This window comes from Rhodoferax sp. GW821-FHT07F03, assembly GCF_059418745.1.
This window is the reverse complement of record NZ_JBWKQM010000003.1, coordinates 324,414-339,691: the sequence shown is the minus strand read 5'-3', so window position 1 is coordinate 339,691 and position 15,278 is coordinate 324,414. Positions and strand designations below refer to the sequence as shown.

Below are 15,278 nucleotides of genomic sequence, written 5' to 3'. Positions count from 1 at the left end.
TGGAGTGAGATGAAAATCCTGATTGTCGAAGACGAAGCCAAGACAGCCGAGTACCTGCACAAGGGCTTGACCGAGCAAGGCTGCGCGGTGGATGTCGCCGACAACGGACTCGACGGCCAGCACCTGGCGATGCAGCACGACTACGACGTGATCGTGCTCGACGCCATGCTGCCCGGCCTGGACGGCTTCTCGGTGCTGCGTTCGCTGCGCACAGTGAAGCAGACGCCGGTAATCATGCTCACCGCCCGTGACCGGATCGAGGACCGCGTCAAAGGGCTGCACGACGGCGCGGATGACTACCTCGTCAAGCCCTTTTCCTTTATCGAACTGCTGGCCCGGCTGCAGGCGCTGAACCGGCGCGGCCGCAGCCAGGAGCCCATGCAGCTGAATATTGCCAATCTGCAGATCGACCTGCTCAAGCGCAAAGCCTTCCGCGGCGGCGTGCGCATCGACCTGACCGCCAAGGAGTTCGCCCTGCTGGCGGTACTGGCGCGGCGCCAGGGTGAGATTTTGTCGAAGACCGCTATTGCCGAGCTGGTATGGGACATGAACTTTGACAGCAACACGAATGTGGTCGAAGTCGCCATCAAGCGGCTGCGCGACAAGATCGATGTGCCCTTTGCGGCTGCCGCGCCCAAGCTGCTGCACACCATACGCGGCATGGGCTATGTGATGGAAGTACGCGCCGAGGCGGAAGCCGACCGGGGCGCCGCGCCGTGAAGCGCTCCATCACGGCGCGACTGGTCACCATGTTCGCCGCAGCAGCGCTGCTGACCTTTGCGCTGATAGGTGCCGCGCTGTACACCGTGCTGGACCGCGAACTGACCCGCCACCAGGACGATGAGCTCAACATCGGCCTCAACAGCATGGCCTACACCATCCAGCGCGTGGGCCGCGCAGAACGCTGGAACCGCGTACAGGCCAAGATGGACACGCTCGCGCCGCAAGATGGCAATGTGCGCTTCTGGGTGCTCAGCGACGACCCACGCTTTGTGTACGGCAGCGGTCTGGCCGACATGGAGCGCATCACCCAAGGGGCGGATGGCCGGGGCACCCTGGCGCTACCCGGCCAGGCAACGTCTCTGCGCACCCGGTCTATCTACATCGCGCCACTGGACGAACGCCCCGGGGTGCGGCTCATCATCGGCAGCGACACCACGCCCTACCGGCGCACGCGCCAGGCCTTTGTCAGCGCGCTACTGGCGCTCAGCCTGGCGGCGGTGTTGGCGGTGGCGTTGGCTGGCCGCTGGATAGCCCGCGTGGGCCTGAAGCCGCTGGAGCAGCTGTCCAACGAAGCCCAGGCACTGCGCCCCAAGACTTTGTCACAGCGCCTGCCAGAGGCAGCCCTGCCGATTGAGCTGAAAGCCTTGACCCAGGCATTCAACGGTGCACTGGCCCGGCTGGAGGAAGCCTATGCCCAGCTAGAGGCCTTCAATGCCGACGTAGCCCACGAGCTGCGCACGCCGCTGGGCAACCTGATAGGTGGCACGCAGGTCGCGCTATCACGCCAGCGCACGGCCCCCGAGCTGCAGGAGGTGCTGGCATCGAACCTGGAAGACCTGGAGCGCCTGCGCTCCATCGTCAACGACATGCTGTTCCTGGCGCGCGCCGACCGGGGTGAAGCCGCTACCGGCCGGGTGCGCACCCCCATCGCCGAAGAGGTGCGCAAGACCATCGATTTCTTTGAATTCGTGCTGGACGAAAGCGGCATGCAGGTTCGTATCGAAGGCGACGCGGCGGTCGAGGCAGAACTCGAAACCGCCCTGTTCCGCCGCGCCATGAGCAACCTGCTGCAGAACGCCATCGAGCACTCGCAACCCGGCGCGCAACTGACCGTACAACTCCGCAACGAGGCCAAGGCCACCTGGATCTCGGTCGCCAACCCCGGCGAGCCGATTGCCAGAACGCACCAGCAGCACCTGTTCGACCGCTTCTACCGCGTCGATACATCCCGCCAGGGCCTGGGCCAACACCACGGACACGGTCTGGGCCTGGCGATAGTGAAAGCAGTCGCCAGCATGCACGGCGGCCAGGTCAGCGCCAGCAGTGCAAACGGCGTCAACACCATCGGATTCAGCGTGGCACGGGACACGGGTTGAGAACGCCTTCTGGGCCGCAACGGCTCGCAGCCCAGACCGCACTTCCCAAGCGTTTCCCACGCGTTTCGCGTGAAAAATACTCCTCTTTTAATAGCTACTACCGCAGGCAATACCTGCGCCAGAGCCATATTTCCCCATCAATCCAGAAACGGAATGCTGAGCTGTACTGCACAGGCCAGCCAGTGCCGGCAACACCTTGTGCTGACACAAATCCGCTGAAAAGCGTAAGCTGGATGGGCATGGAGCCCCGCGTGGGGCGCTCTCCATGTATTTGTGAAAGGAGCCGTGGCCATGCAACCCCCCATCCAATGCTTCCAATCCTTATGGCGCACCACGGTCGGCATGCTGCTGGCACTGCTGGTGGGCGCGTCCGCGCTGGCAACGCCGCTCAGTAGCCAGGATGCCAAGGCGGTACGTGAGGTCATCCATGCGCAGCTGGATGCCTTTGCCGCCGACGATGCGGAAAAAGCCTTTTCCTACGCGGCGCCCAGTGTGCGCAAATCGGTCGCCTCGGCGCAGTACTTCATGGCCATGGTGCGCGGCCAGTACGCGGTGGTGTACCGGCCCGCGTCGGTGGCGTATTTGCAGCCGGACCTGGATGGCAAAGTGGTAGTCCAGCCGGTACAGATGTCAGACGCCGAAGGCACCAGCTGGATGGTCGTCTACACGCTGGAGCGGCAAAAGAACAAACAGTGGCGCATCAGCGGCTGCTTCCTGAAGGAAACCAACGGGCGGATGGCGTAGGAGCCGCTCAGACTCCCAGCAACCGCCGATCTATTTACGTCCGGCGTTTCTTGTTCCGGTACTGGTCGGCCACCACGGCGGCGACGATGATGCCGCCCTTGACCATCTCCTGGTAGTAGGCGTCGATGCGGATGAAGGTGAAGCCCGACATCATCACACCCAGGATCAGGATGCCGATGACGGTGCCGGTGACCCGGCCCAGGCCGCCGACCAGCGAGGTGCCGCCGATGACCACGGCCGCAATCGCGTCCAGCTCATAGCTCACGCCCATGCCGGACTGGCCGGAGATGGCACGCGCTGCGGTCACGGTACCGGCCACGCCGCTGAGCAGGCCGGCAATGGTGTAGATCCAGATCAGGTGGCGGTTCACATTGATACCCGAGACGCGGGCCGCCTGGCGGTTGGCACCGATGGCGTAGGTGAACTTGCCGAAGCGGGTGTAGCGCAGCACCACATGGGCAATCGCCACGATCACCAAGAAGATGATCACCGGGTTGGCCCCCTCGCCGATCCAGGCGAACTCGGGGGTCAGCATGCTGACGGGCATGCCGCCGGTGAACCATTTGGCAAAGCCGCGTGCAGCCACCATCATGCCCAGCGTGGCAATGAAGGGCGGGATGCCGGTGGCGGCAATCAACCAGCCGTTGATCAAGCCCACCACCACGCCCACCAGCACCCCGGCCAGCACGGGCCAGATCGGGTTCAGATCGGTCAGCTGCGGGAACACGGCGCGCGGAAAGTCCGACACCTGGGCCAGGCTGGCCGCCACCACCGCAGATGCGGCCACCACCGAGCCCGACGACAGGTCAATGCCGCTGGTGATGATGACCATGTTCACGCCCACCGCGATGATGCCGATGACCGACATCTGCAAGATGATGACCTGCAGCCGCTCGGCGTTGAACATGAAGCTTTGGCCGTTCAGGTACCAGCCCAGCGCCTCAAAAAAGACGCAGATACCCAGCAGCACCAGCAGGATGCTGAACTCTGGGGGCAACTTCATTTTGGATTTGGCAGCGCCTGATGCGGGCTGGGAGATGGTAGGGGAGCTCATACATTCATTCCTTTTAAATTACTTCGCAGCCAGGTCCATGACGGAGACCTGGTTGGCGTCTTTGCGGTCCAGGATGCCGGTGACCTGGCCGCCGTGCATCACCACGACGCGGTCGCTCATGCCCAGCACCTCGGGCATTTCCGACGAAATCATCAAAATGGCCACGCCCGTGCCGGCCAGCTCGGAGACCAGGCGGTGGATTTCGGCCTTGGCGCCCACGTCGATGCCGCGGGTGGGCTCGTCCAGGATCAGGATGCGCGGGTTGGTCAGCAGCCAGCGACCCACCAGCACTTTTTGCTGGTTGCCACCCGACAGGTTCTGGATGATCTCGTCCATGCTGGGCGTCTTCACGCGCAGGCGCTTGGCCATTTCCAGGCAGTCTTTGTTGAGCTGTTCGCTCTGCACAAAGCCTTTGCTCACGTAGCGCTGGTTGAGCACCGCCGAGTCCATGTTTTCTTGGATATTCAGCGCCAGGAAGCAACCGGTTTCCTTGCGGTCTTCGGTCAAAAACGCCATGCCCGCAGCCAGCGCCTGCTGCGGCGTACGGATTTGCACGGGCTCGCCCTTGATGGAAATCGTGCCCGAGGTCGCAGGCACCACACCAAACAGCGCCTCGGCCACATTCGAGCGGCCCGAGCCGACCAGGCCGGCCATGCCGACGATTTCGCCGGCACGGATGTCGAAGCTCACATTCTTGAAGATGCCTTCGACGCACAGGTCTTTCACCGACAGCACGACGTCGCCGATCGGCACGTCCAGCTTGGGGAACATCTGGGTGATTTCCCGCCCCACCATCATGCGGATGATGTCGTCGCGGGTCACCTCGGAGGACAAATGAGTGGCGATGTACTGGCCGTCGCGGAACACCGAGAACTCGTCGGCAATCTCGAACAGCTCGTTCATCTTATGGGTGATGTAGATGATGCCCTTGCCCTGGGCCCGCAGGCGGCGAATGATGGCGAACAAATGCGCCACTTCGGTTTCGGTCAGGGCAGATGTCGGCTCATCCATGATCAGCACGTCGGAGTTCCAGGACACGGCCTTGGCAATCTCCACCATCTGGCGGTTGGCGACAGACAGTTCTTGGATCTCTATCGCCGGGTCGATGTCGATGTTCAAGTCTTTGAACAGCTCGGCGGTTTTGCGGTTCAGCTCGGCGTGGTCTACCAAGCCCAGCCAGTTTTTCGGTTCGCGGGTGATCCAGACGTTCTCTGCCACCGTCATGTACGGCATCAGGTTCAGCTCCTGGTGAATCATGGCGATGCCCTGGTTCAGCGCGTCCAGCGGCGACTTCAGCACGATGGGCTGGCCACGCAGGCGGATATCGCCCTTCTCTGGCGTGTAGATGCCCGCAATGATCTTCATCAGCGTGGACTTGCCGGCGCCGTTTTCTCCCATCAGCGCGTGCACGGTACCTGCGCGCAGCTTGAGTTGCACATTGTTAAGTGCGACCACACCTGGAAATATCTTCAGGATGCCCTGGATCTCCAGCAAAGGCGGAACGGCGGCGGCGGACGGCGCAGCCGGTCGCTCCATAGTGGCAGTATCTGACATACAGCTAACTCGATTGAACGGTAAAAATGGGTAGACGCCCCCATCGGTGGGGGCGTCTGGCGAATGGCCAATCAGGGCAAATTAGTTTTTGCCGGAGTACTTGGCCAAGTTTGCCGGGGTTACCAGTTCAAATGGCACGTTGACGAAGCGCTCAACGGCCTGCTTCTTGGACAGCTTCAGGGCTGCGTCCAGCGCGCCGCTACCTTGGCCGGCCGCGTTCTGGAACACGGTGACCTTCAGGTCGCCCGCCTTCATGGAAGCCAGTGCGTCAGGGGTGGCGTCGATGCCGGCCACGATGCTGGCAGGGGTCCACTTCTTTTGCGCCTTGAGCGCGTTGATGGCGCCGATGGCCATTTCGTCGTTGTTGGCGATGATGGCGTCAAACTTCATGCCGGTGGACAGCCAGTTGGTGGTGATGTCCTGGCCTTGGGTACGGTCCCACTTGCCTTCACGCTTGTCCAGGATCTTGATGCCGCTGCAGTCCTTGGTGGCCAGCACATCTTCAATGTCCTTGGTACGGGTGCGCGCTGCTTCATTGGACAGCTCGCCCATCAGCACCACGACTTCGCCCTTGCCCTTGAGCAAGCGGCAGACTTCCTGGGTTTGCACGGTGCCGGAGACCACTTCGTCAGAGGCCACGAACGCCACGCCTGCGGGCAGCTTGGCAAAGTCGACGGGCTTGCGGTTCACGTAGACCAGCGGAATCTTGGCGTCGGTCACCATCTTGGTGATCTTGGGGGTGACGTCGGTGTCCACGGGGTTGACGATGATGGCGTCTACCTTTTGGGCGATCAAGTTCTGGATCTGGCTGAGCTGTTTGCCCACGTCGTTCTGAGCGTCTTCCACTTGCACGGTTGTGCCAGATTTCTTGCCGGCATCCACCACGCCGTTTTTCAGGATCGTCAGAAAGGTGTCCAGTTGGGCCATGGCCAAGCCAACCTTCTCAGCGTGCGCAGCCATTGGCGCCAACAAGGTGGAAGACACGGCAGCTGCGAGTAGAAGTTTTTTCATTGAATACGTCTCCGAAGTAGTAAGGAACGGCTATTTTTGTGCCGCTCGGTTGGTTGAGATCTGGTCATGGAAATGCGCCAAACCACGATCCGTACTGTAATCACTATTTCCAAAAATAGAAAATAAATTTCTAAGTGATTACACTTAGAGAAAAAAATTTCTCTACAATTTATAGTCAGTCCACCTGGCATGGCTGCGAGCCGTGTATTTCGTTTTCTCGCCCGTGGCGAGAACCCATTTCCTTGAAACTACTGCACTTGATGAGCCAACTGAACTTCCCCCAAGGTCGCCGTATCGACCTCGCCTGCCTGGGCCGCCTGGCAGTAGACCTGTATGCCCAGCAATTTGGCAGCCGCCTGGAAGACGCACGCAGCATGGCCATGTATTTGGGTGGTAGCTCGGGCAACCTTGCCTTTGGTGTGGCCCGCCTGGGTTTGAAAAGCGCCATGCTGTCCCGCGTGGGCAATGAACAAATGGGCCGTTTCCTGACCGAAACGCTGGCTCAGGAAGGCTGCGACACCAGCCAGGTGCAGATCGACCCCGAGCGCCTGACCGCGCTGGTGCTGCTGGGCCTGAAGGACCGCGACACCTTCCCCCTGCTGTTCGTTCGTGAAAATTGTGCCGACATGGCGGTGGATGCCGACCAGATCAGCGAAGATTTCATAGCCCAGTGCCGTGCGCTGGCCATCACCGGCACCCATCTTTCCACCCCCGGTACCCGCCGCGCATCGCAGACCGCCCTGGCCTACGCCAAAAAACACGGCGTGGTGCGTGTGCTAGACATCGACTACCGCCCCGTGCTGTGGGGCTTGACCAGTCGCGGCGCGGGCGAAAACCGCTATGTGGCAGACGCACACGTGACACAGCAGTTGCAGGAAATGCTGCCCGAATTTGAATTGCTGGTCGGCACCGAAGAAGAGTTCTTCATCGCCGGCGGCGTGGCCGACGACCTGATGGCCAGCCTGCGTGCGGTGCGCGCCATCAGCTCCGCCACCCTGGTGGTGAAGCGCGGCGCCGCTGGCTGCAGCGTGATCGAAGGCGCCATCCCCACGAATATCGACGACGCCCCCACCTTCAAGGGCGAGCGCGTCGAAGTGCTGAACGTGCTGGGCGCGGGCGACTCCTTTCTGTCCGGCCTGATGGCCAGCCTGCTGCAGGGTAAGGACTGGGCCGAATCCACCAAAGTAGCCAACGCCTGCGGTGCCATCGTGGTGTCGCGCCACGCCTGCTCGGCTGCCATGGCCACGCCGGCCGAGCTTGCCCACTGGTTCAGCGGCAGCCGCAACCCCAAGGTGGATGCCGATGAACAGTTGGCCCATCTGCACCGCGTCACCGCGGCCCGCCCCGACTGGAACGAGATGTGCGTACTGGCGTTCGACCACCGCAGCCAGTTTTTTGATATTGCCCGTGAAGCCGGTGCCAGCGACTCCCGCATTCCCGCGCTGAAAAAATTACTGGTGCAAGCCGCCGAGCAGGTGGAAACCAGCCACAAGCTGCAAGGCCATACCGGCGTGCTGATCGACGGCGGCGACTACGGCCGCGACGCGCTGGCCAGCGCCACCGGCCGTGGTTGGTGGGTGGGCCGCCCGGTCGAGCTGCCCGGCTCGCGCCCGCTGCGTTTTGACGGTACCCGCTCGGTCGGCAGCGCGCTGATCAACTGGCCTACCGAACACGTGGTCAAGTGCCTGGTGCACTACCACCCGGACGACAGCTACGAGTTGCGCCTGCAGCAAGAGCAAACCGTGCTGGAACTGTGGGAAGCCACCCGCACCAGCGGCAACGAGCTGCTGCTGGAAATCATCTGCCCCCGCGCCATGACGCCCGCCGGCACCGAAGACGCGGCCGTGCTGCGTTCGGTAAAGCGCTTCTACAACCTGGGTGTCAAGCCCGAATGGTGGAAGCTGGCGCCCATGCAGGCTAAGGGCTGGACCGAACTGGCCGCCCTGGTGGCCGAGCGCGACCCGTATTGCCGCGGCGCGGTGATCCTGGGCCTGAACCAGCCACTGCAGCACCTGGCCGACAGCTTTGTGCACGCCACCAACCCCATCGTCAAGGGCTTCATGGTGGGCCGCACCCTGTGGGCAGAACCTTCGCTAAAGTGGCTGAAGAACGAAATCAACGACGCCGCCTTCAAAGACGCCGTTGCGCACAACTTTGCTACCCTCGTCAACGCCTGGCGTAACCGGAAATCTGCGTCCTGAATCTGCCCATGAAAACCCAAAAGCTCACCCAAAAACTCACCATGAGCCAAGCGCTGGTCAAGCACTTGGCCGCGCTGCAAGTCGAAATGGCCGATGGCAGCATCCAGCCCTACTGCGCGGGCGTATTCACCATCTTCGGCCACGGCAATGTGGCCGGCTTCGGCGAAGCCCTGTACGCCGAACGCGCCCAGCTGCCCACCTACCGCGCCCATAACGAGCAAGGCATGGCCCATGCCGCCGTGGCCTATGCCAAGGCGCATTTCCGCCAGCGCATCATGGCCGTCAGCACCAGCATCGGCCCCGGCGCCACCAACCTGGTCACCGCCGCGGCCATGGCCCACGTGAACCGCCTGCCCGTGCTGCTGCTGCCCGGCGACACCTTTGCCTCGCGCGCGCCCGACCCGGTGCTGCAGCAGATCGAAAGCTTCCAGCACGGCGACCTGAGCGCCAACGACACCTTCCGCCCCGTGACGCGCTTCTTTGACCGCATCACCCGTGCCGAGCAAATCCTGACCGCCCTGCCCCGCGCCATCCAGGTGATGACCGACCCGGCCAGCTGCGGCCCGGTCTGCCTGGCGCTGCCACAGGACGTGCAAACCCATGCCTTCGACTGCCCCGAGAGCTTCTTGCAGCCCGGCGTGATCCACTTCCGCCGCCCGCCCGCCGACACCCGCGAGCTGGCCGCTGCCGCCGCACTGCTGAAGACCGCCAAGCAGCCACTGATCGTGGCCGGTGGCGGCGTGCTGTACAGCCAGGCCTGGGACGCACTGCGCACCTTTGCCGAGAAGCACGGCGTGCCCGTGGTCGAATCCCACGGCGGCAAGAGCAGCCTGCCCTGGGACCACCCGTTGAACCTGGGCGGCATCGGCGTGGACGGCGGCCCGGCCGCGAATGAAATGGCCCGCGAAGCCGATGTGGTGCTGGCCGTGGGCACGCGCCTGCAAGACTTCACCACCGGCTCGCACGCGCTGTTCGCCAAGGCCAAGCTGCTGAGCCTGAACGTACAGAGCTTCGACGCCACCAAGTGGGCCGGCACCGCCCTGGTGGCCGATGCCCGCGTCGGCCTGGCCCAGCTCAGCACCGCCGCTGGCGACTGGAAGGCCGAACCGGCCTGGACCACCCGCGCCCGCAGCCTGGCCGCAGGCTGGGTGAAGCGCGTGACCGAGCTCACCACCGCCGCCCCCAAAGACGTGCTGCCCTACGACGCCGAAGTCATTGGCGCCGTGCGCGACTCCATTGCCAACAGCGATGTGCATGACGTGGTGGTCTGCGCCGCCGGCACCCTGCCCGCCGAGCTGCACAAGCTGTGGCGCGCAACCCGACCCGGCAACTACCACGTGGAATACGGCTACTCCTGCATGGGCTACGAAGTGGCGGGTGCCCTGGGTGCCAAGATGGCCCGGCCCGACCAGGAAGTCATCGTCATCGTCGGCGATGGCTCTTACATGATGATGAACTCCGAGCTGGCCACCTCGGTGCTGCTGGGCAAGAAGCTGATCGTGGTGATCCTGGACAACCGGGGCTACGGCTGTATCAACCGCCTGCAGCGCGCCAGCGGTACGCCCAACTTCAACAACATGCTGGACGACTGCATCCCCGAGGGCGGCAGCAGCAGCCAGATCGACTTTGCCATGCACGGCCGCAGCATGGGCGCCGATGCGGTGCACGTGAAGGACGTGGCCGAGCTGAAGACCGCCATGGTGGCCGCCCGCGCCGCCACCAAGAGCCAAGTCATCGTGATCGACACCACCTATGAGCGCACTACGGCCGAAGGCGGCTGCTGGTGGGAAGTCGCCATACCCGAAGTCTCTGAACGCCCTGCGGTGAACGAAGCGTTTGAGCGCTACACCGCCGCAAAAACTGAACAACGTATCTGAATAAGAACACCCCCAGGCTCCAGTGCTACGCACTTTCCGCCACCCCCCTTGCAGGGGGCAACACCAGCAGCTTGGCAAAGCCAGATCTGCGGTGTTTCTGGTGGGAGGGCGTTCTCGCTGAACCTGGGTGGTGGCTAGTTATAACCATCCATTGAAAGAAAGTTTTACTATGACCTGGAACGTACGCATCGGCATCAACCCCCTGTCCTGGATGAACGACGATCTGCCCTCGCTGGGCGGCGAAACCCTGCTGGAAACGGCACTCAGCGAAGGCAAGGAAATCGGCTACGAAGGCTTCGAGCTGGGCAATAAATTCCCCAAGGACGGCCCCGGCCTGAAAGCCAAGCTGGACGAATTTGGCCTGGCCTGCGTGTCCGGCTGGTACTCAGGCTTCCTGGGCAACGACACGGTGGAAGCCGAGATCGAGCGCTGCAAGGCGCACATGACAAAGCTGCAGTACAACAAGGTGAATGTGGTGGTCTACGGCGAATGCGCCGACACCATCCAGGGCCAGATCGACACCCCCGTGTCCAAGCGCCCCAAGTTCGCCAACGACGAACAATGGAAGGCCTACGCCGAGCGCCTGAACGCCTTCGGTGAGCACCTGGTCAAGACCTATGGCATCAAGCTGGCCTACCACCACCACATGGGCGCCTACGTCGAGTCCCCCGCCGATGTGGACAAACTGATGGCGCTGACCGACCCGACCAAGGTTTTCCTGCTGTTCGACACCGGCCATGCCTATTTCGGCGGCGCTGCCGACCCTGTCACGCTGCTGAAGAAACACGTCGAACGCGTAGTGCACGTGCACTGCAAGGATGTGCGCACCCCCGTGATTGCCCAGGCACGCAACGACGGCTGGAGCTTTTTGAACGGCGTGATCAACGGCACCTTCACCGTGCCCGGCGATGGCAGCATCGACTACGAAGCCGTGCTGACCACGCTGAAGAACGCCGGTTACGAAGGCTGGCTGGTGGTCGAAGCCGAGCAAGACCCGGCCGTCGCCCCCAGCTACGAATACGCGAAAAAGGGCTACGACACCCTGCGCGGCCTGGTCGACAAGATCGGCGGCTGAGATGGTGAGCCCCCTGCTAGCCAAAGCGGCCCCCACGGGCCGCGAAATCGTCAACGTCACGCCCGAGCGTGCCGGCTGGACCCATGTGGGTTTCCGCGCCGTGCGCCTGGCAAAAGGCGAGTCTGAAACCGTCAACACCAGCACCCGCGAACTTTGCCTGGTGGTGCTGACCGGCACCGTCAGCGTCACCATCGACGGCCAGACGCATGCACACCTGGGCACGCGCAAAAGCGTGTTCGAAGAAGTCTCGCCGGCAGCGGTCTATGTGCCCGCAGACAAAACCGTCGTCATCGTCGCCGAGACCGACGCGGAAGTCGGCCTGTGCACAGCGCCCGCCGGAAACACACCGCATGCGGTCAAGGTGCTCGACCCTGCCAGCATGCGCCGCAGCGTGCGCGGCAAGGGCACGAACACTCGCTATGTGTGTGACGTGCTGCCGCACGACGACCCCACCGCCGCCCACCTGCTGGTGGTCGAAGTCCTCACGCCCGCCAGCCACTCCAGCAGCTACCCCCCGCACAAGCACGACATCGAGCAGCCGCCGGTGGAAACCCTGCTGGAAGAAACCTACTACCACCGCCTGAACCCACCGCAGGGCTTTGCCTTCCAGCGCGTCTATACCGACGACCGCAGCCTGGACGAAGCCTGCGCCGTGGAGAACCACGACGTGGTGATGGTCCCGCGCGGCTACCACCCGGTGGTGGCGCCGCATGGCTACGACCTGTACTACCTGAACGTCATGGCCGGCCCGAACCGCTTCTGGGTCTTCAAGAACGATCCAGCGCATGAGTGGATGCTGGCGGCGAAGTAGTCGTTGCTAGTGATTCAATAGCTGCCAGCGCAGGTTCTATCTGCGCTGGCAGCCGATTTGGCTTGTAATTTCTTCGAGGCCACGCTGCACACGACAAGCACGGCGCGAGGCCATGGGGCCGGACATCCAGCTCAGCTTTCGCCTCAACGCGCTGGAACGCAACGCACCACGCAGTGCGAGGCCATGGGGTCAGATCCGAATTGCGCTCTGTCTGCCTATCTGAGCCCACAGCGCCCACCCGCATTTCGGCTGACCCCAAGGCCGGATAGACGTTCACTCTCATATTGATAGCTGGTTGCGCAGGTAATTCGTGCGCTAGCGGGTGATTTGGCTTGAACCTTTGAAAGGGTTGATGTCTTCGGCATCCCCGGCCGGGATGTGCGCCCGGCGGCGCAGTCACCTTTCTTTGCGTCGCCAAAGAAACGTAACCCAAAGAAAGGCGAGCCGAAGTCGTCGCCCCCTTCGCTGCGCTACGGGGTACGCTGCGTTGCTCGGTCTGTGCGGGGTCCCGCTCGAACTCGGCCTACGGCCTCAAACAATCGCGGGCCCTGATCCGCCCAGCCCTGCGCTACTCGCCGACGCCACACGGCGTGGGAGCGGACAGCCAAACATCCGAACATCCAGCCCGGCTGCGCCGGTCATCGCACCGCAGGCGCGAAAAGAATTCCCCGTTCGTCCTGAGCTTGTCGAGGGGCACCGACAAACCCAGCCCGAACGGAGGACGGTGACGCCCGCGCGCGCCCTAGGCGCGATGTGGCGCTGCGCGCCACCGATCCCGCTCCCCGGGGTCCCCCTCTGTATGCGCCGAGGAGCACAGCTTCAAGTGGATCAGGGCCCGCGACTGTCTGAGCGAAGCGAGTTCGAGCGGGACCCCACTTGAAGCGAGCACCGCAGGTTCCCGTAGCGCCAGCGAAGGGCGCAGACAGTGGGGGCGCCTTTCTTTTGGTGCCTTTTCTTTTGCGTAAAAGAAAAGGTACTCGCCCGCCGGGGCGAACTCCCGGCCAGGGATCATACAAACGTCAGACACCATCCGCACTACCCCACACCGCATATAAATCTGCAAATAAAACGGGCTCCAGCGCAAATTCAACCTGCGCAAGCAGCTATAAAAAATAGAGCACTTATTGGCTCCACCTTTTTGAGGTGAAGATGCCTGCGAGTCGGAAACCGATCGGCTACGCCGGGCTATAGTGGTTCATCACTCGGCGTGCGGTGTTTGTCAAAACATTTATACCTGTATAAAGACAAGTACAACCCTGGGAGTACCAGTCTAAAAGCCACTTTCAGGAAATTTTGATGAACGATGTAGACCGCAGCGACCTTCTTATCCCGCAGGTTTTGCGGTCTACATTGCGTTTTTCGTCAAGTTGGGCGCCGCGCCATCCACAGACATGAGTTCGACTGATTGGATATCTGCGATTGCGTCGGCAGTCAGTGCCCTGGGAGGCGCATTCGCTGCGGTTGCTGCATTTCGCTCGGCCAGATCAGCTCACGAAACCCAGCAGGCTGCTAGCAATATTGAATTTCGGGCACGCCTTCGCGAAATTGCATACACGGTAGTGTCGATTGACGCCGAAATCACAAGAGTCAAATCGCTGGCGCGGCACCTTGAGAAGGTGTATTCCGATCTTGCCATTTTCAACGGCGGGTCTGGTGGGTCGCGACACGAACAAGTTCGGCAGAACGTAGCGCAACGGTTAGCAAAGGCAATCGAAATCTCAGAAACGGCAAAGCCGTTTTTGAACGGAACTGAGGCACTCGTAAAGGCACCTGCTGAGGATACTGATCGGGTACTCAGAAATCTGACGAGTTCCCTCGCTCGATTGAAAGCGTATGCCTCGGAATTTGAAACCGAGCTTCAGTCCGCAGAACCAGAGCGCACGCTCCACCAACAGTCTGTAATTGGCGGAAGGCCGGGAGCGTGACGCATAACATGTCGCTCGAGCCGACCCGCAGCTCCGGGGTTAGTCGCCTATGAAGCTCACGCTCTGCCTTTTGCTCGTAATTGCATCGACTGCCGCAATAGCGCAGCGAGAAACCACAGACTTCCCGCGAGCGGCAACCGATTTTCTTGGACAGGAGCTTCCTCAAATGGAGGCGGCGGTCAAGTCCTCTGACCGCGCTTATTTCGTCGCAGCCACGACTCGAACGACGACGTTTCTTGAGAGCTGGGGACTCAAGGGGGATGCAGCCGCCTTGGAGCAGTTCCCGATGTGCACTGACGCGGTAACCGATTTTTTGATCGTAGGGTTCTGCAAAATATCGGCGCCCGGAACCATCTGCGACCCGGAGACCTTCTTCCCAAAGTTCGAGCGCAATCTACGGAGCTGCCGCGTTGCAGCCGGCGTCTAACCTCTCCATCGAGCGAACGTCCAACGTTAAAGAAAAAATCCCCCCAGCGCACATAAAACCTGCGCTACCAGCTACAACAACCATAGCACCCGTGTCATCAAGCCTTCATCCAAACCGCGCATCCTAGCCAAGCGGTATGTCGCCGCGCCAGCATCTGCGAGGACTTTATGAACACTGCCGACACCACCATCCTGGAAGAAGAGTTTGAAACCCTGGGCGACCACCACCGCATGGCGGCGCACCACTTTGCTGCGGCGGCCAAATTCCATGCGCTGGCCGCGACAGCAGACGACGACGGCGATGACGAAGCCTGCGCGCGCCACGCTTATGCAGCTTACCGCCACCAGCTGAATGCCGTGCAATACGCCGAAATCGCCGTGATGGACAGCGAGGGCATGGACGACGAAGACGAAGGCACTGCAGACTGACTACGCACTACAGTTGTGCATAAAAAAAGGGCCGTCTGAACGGCCCTTTTTTTTACTTCACGCTAGCAAAGC

Annotated in this window: 13 protein-coding genes; 10 read left to right on the top strand and 3 right to left on the bottom strand. The window is 62.1% G+C overall.

All coding sequences use genetic code 11. The annotated features are described in order from the left end of the window. The first annotated feature begins 9 nt into the window (after positions 1-9). From AC07R0_RS06160 to AC07R0_RS06150, 3 genes are all read left to right on the top strand, one after another. Positions 10-720 (top strand): heavy metal response regulator transcription factor, encoded by a 711-nt coding sequence (locus tag AC07R0_RS06160; RefSeq protein WP_495098037.1) that lies wholly within the window; start codon positions 10-12, stop codon positions 718-720. Next, complete coding sequence (locus tag AC07R0_RS06155; RefSeq protein WP_495104193.1) at positions 717-2,099, top strand: heavy metal sensor histidine kinase; 1,383 nt, start codon at positions 717-719, stop codon at positions 2,097-2,099. The genes AC07R0_RS06160 and AC07R0_RS06155 overlap by 4 nt, the downstream gene beginning before the upstream one ends. A gap of 291 nt (positions 2,100-2,390) precedes the next feature. After that, complete coding sequence (locus AC07R0_RS06150) at positions 2,391-2,843, top strand: DUF4864 domain-containing protein (RefSeq protein ID WP_495104192.1); 453 nt, start codon at positions 2,391-2,393, stop codon at positions 2,841-2,843. Positions 2,844-2,877: 34 nt separating this feature from the next. On the opposite strand, the gene AC07R0_RS06145 is transcribed toward AC07R0_RS06150, so the two are convergent. From AC07R0_RS06145 to AC07R0_RS06135, 3 genes are all read right to left on the bottom strand, one after another. After that, positions 2,878-3,897: an ABC transporter permease gene (locus AC07R0_RS06145; RefSeq protein WP_495104191.1), complete on the bottom strand. Its 1,020-nt coding sequence runs from the start codon at positions 3,895-3,897 to the stop codon at positions 2,878-2,880. A gap of 18 nt (positions 3,898-3,915) precedes the next feature. Then, positions 3,916-5,451, bottom strand: coding sequence for a sugar ABC transporter ATP-binding protein (locus AC07R0_RS06140; RefSeq protein ID WP_495104190.1), 1,536 nt, complete (start codon positions 5,449-5,451; stop codon positions 3,916-3,918). Positions 5,452-5,532: 81 nt separating this feature from the next. Then, positions 5,533-6,462 carry a sugar ABC transporter substrate-binding protein gene (locus tag AC07R0_RS06135; RefSeq protein WP_495104189.1) on the bottom strand — a complete coding sequence of 310 codons (930 nt, stop codon included), beginning with the start codon at positions 6,460-6,462 and terminating at the stop codon, positions 5,533-5,535. A gap of 260 nt (positions 6,463-6,722) precedes the next feature. On the opposite strand from AC07R0_RS06135, the gene AC07R0_RS06130 reads away from it, so the two are divergent. From AC07R0_RS06130 to AC07R0_RS06100, 7 genes are all read left to right on the top strand, one after another. Beyond that, on the top strand, positions 6,723-8,663 hold the full coding sequence (locus tag AC07R0_RS06130) for a bifunctional 5-dehydro-2-deoxygluconokinase/5-dehydro-2-deoxyphosphogluconate aldolase (protein ID WP_495104188.1): 1,941 nt from the start codon (positions 6,723-6,725) through the stop codon (positions 8,661-8,663). 8 nt (positions 8,664-8,671) lie between these two features. Continuing rightward, a complete protein-coding gene (iolD, locus tag AC07R0_RS06125; protein ID WP_495104187.1) occupies positions 8,672-10,540 on the top strand; it encodes a 3D-(3,5/4)-trihydroxycyclohexane-1,2-dione acylhydrolase (decyclizing) in 1,869 nt (622 codons plus the stop codon). A 169-nt stretch (positions 10,541-10,709) separates the two neighbouring features. Then, positions 10,710-11,615: a myo-inosose-2 dehydratase gene (gene iolE, locus AC07R0_RS06120; RefSeq protein WP_495104186.1), complete on the top strand. Its 906-nt coding sequence runs from the start codon at positions 10,710-10,712 to the stop codon at positions 11,613-11,615. Position 11,616: 1 nt separating this feature from the next. Then, positions 11,617-12,426, top strand: a complete 810-nt coding sequence (gene iolB / locus AC07R0_RS06115) for a 5-deoxy-glucuronate isomerase (protein WP_495104185.1) — start codon at positions 11,617-11,619, stop codon at positions 12,424-12,426. 1,391 nt (positions 12,427-13,817) lie between these two features. Then, a complete protein-coding gene (locus tag AC07R0_RS06110) occupies positions 13,818-14,351 on the top strand; it encodes a hypothetical protein (RefSeq protein WP_495104184.1) in 534 nt (177 codons plus the stop codon). Positions 14,352-14,400: 49 nt separating this feature from the next. Beyond that, entirely contained in the window at positions 14,401-14,778 is a 378-nt protein-coding gene (locus AC07R0_RS06105; RefSeq protein ID WP_495104183.1) for a hypothetical protein, read from the top strand. Positions 14,779-14,945: 167 nt separating this feature from the next. Beyond that, the gene (locus tag AC07R0_RS06100; RefSeq protein WP_495098027.1) at positions 14,946-15,206 is read left to right on the top strand and encodes a hypothetical protein; all 261 of its coding nucleotides are present in this window, start codon (positions 14,946-14,948) and stop codon (positions 15,204-15,206) included. The last annotated feature ends 72 nt before the right edge of the window (positions 15,207-15,278 follow it).

Excerpts from the sequence above, each read along its gene's own strand:
- AC07R0_RS06160 (WP_495098037.1), top strand. The coding sequence starts at position 10 with ATGAAAATCCTGATTGTCGAAGACGAAGCCAAGACAGCCGAGTACCTG.
- AC07R0_RS06150 (WP_495104192.1), top strand. The coding sequence starts at position 2,391 with ATGCAACCCCCCATCCAATGCTTCCAATCCTTATGGCGCACCACGGTC.
- AC07R0_RS06145 (WP_495104191.1), bottom strand. The coding sequence starts at position 3,897 with ATGAGCTCCCCTACCATCTCCCAGCCCGCATCAGGCGCTGCCAAATCC.
- AC07R0_RS06140 (WP_495104190.1), bottom strand. The coding sequence starts at position 5,451 with ATGTCAGATACTGCCACTATGGAGCGACCGGCTGCGCCGTCCGCCGCC.
- AC07R0_RS06135 (WP_495104189.1), bottom strand. The coding sequence starts at position 6,462 with ATGAAAAAACTTCTACTCGCAGCTGCCGTGTCTTCCACCTTGTTGGCG.
- AC07R0_RS06130 (WP_495104188.1), top strand. The coding sequence starts at position 6,723 with ATGAGCCAACTGAACTTCCCCCAAGGTCGCCGTATCGACCTCGCCTGC.
- iolD (WP_495104187.1), top strand. The coding sequence starts at position 8,672 with ATGAAAACCCAAAAGCTCACCCAAAAACTCACCATGAGCCAAGCGCTG.
- iolE (WP_495104186.1), top strand. The coding sequence starts at position 10,710 with ATGACCTGGAACGTACGCATCGGCATCAACCCCCTGTCCTGGATGAAC.
- iolB (WP_495104185.1), top strand. The coding sequence starts at position 11,617 with ATGGTGAGCCCCCTGCTAGCCAAAGCGGCCCCCACGGGCCGCGAAATC.
- AC07R0_RS06110 (WP_495104184.1), top strand. The coding sequence starts at position 13,818 with ATGAGTTCGACTGATTGGATATCTGCGATTGCGTCGGCAGTCAGTGCC.
- AC07R0_RS06105 (WP_495104183.1), top strand. The coding sequence starts at position 14,401 with ATGAAGCTCACGCTCTGCCTTTTGCTCGTAATTGCATCGACTGCCGCA.
- AC07R0_RS06100 (WP_495098027.1), top strand. The coding sequence starts at position 14,946 with ATGAACACTGCCGACACCACCATCCTGGAAGAAGAGTTTGAAACCCTG.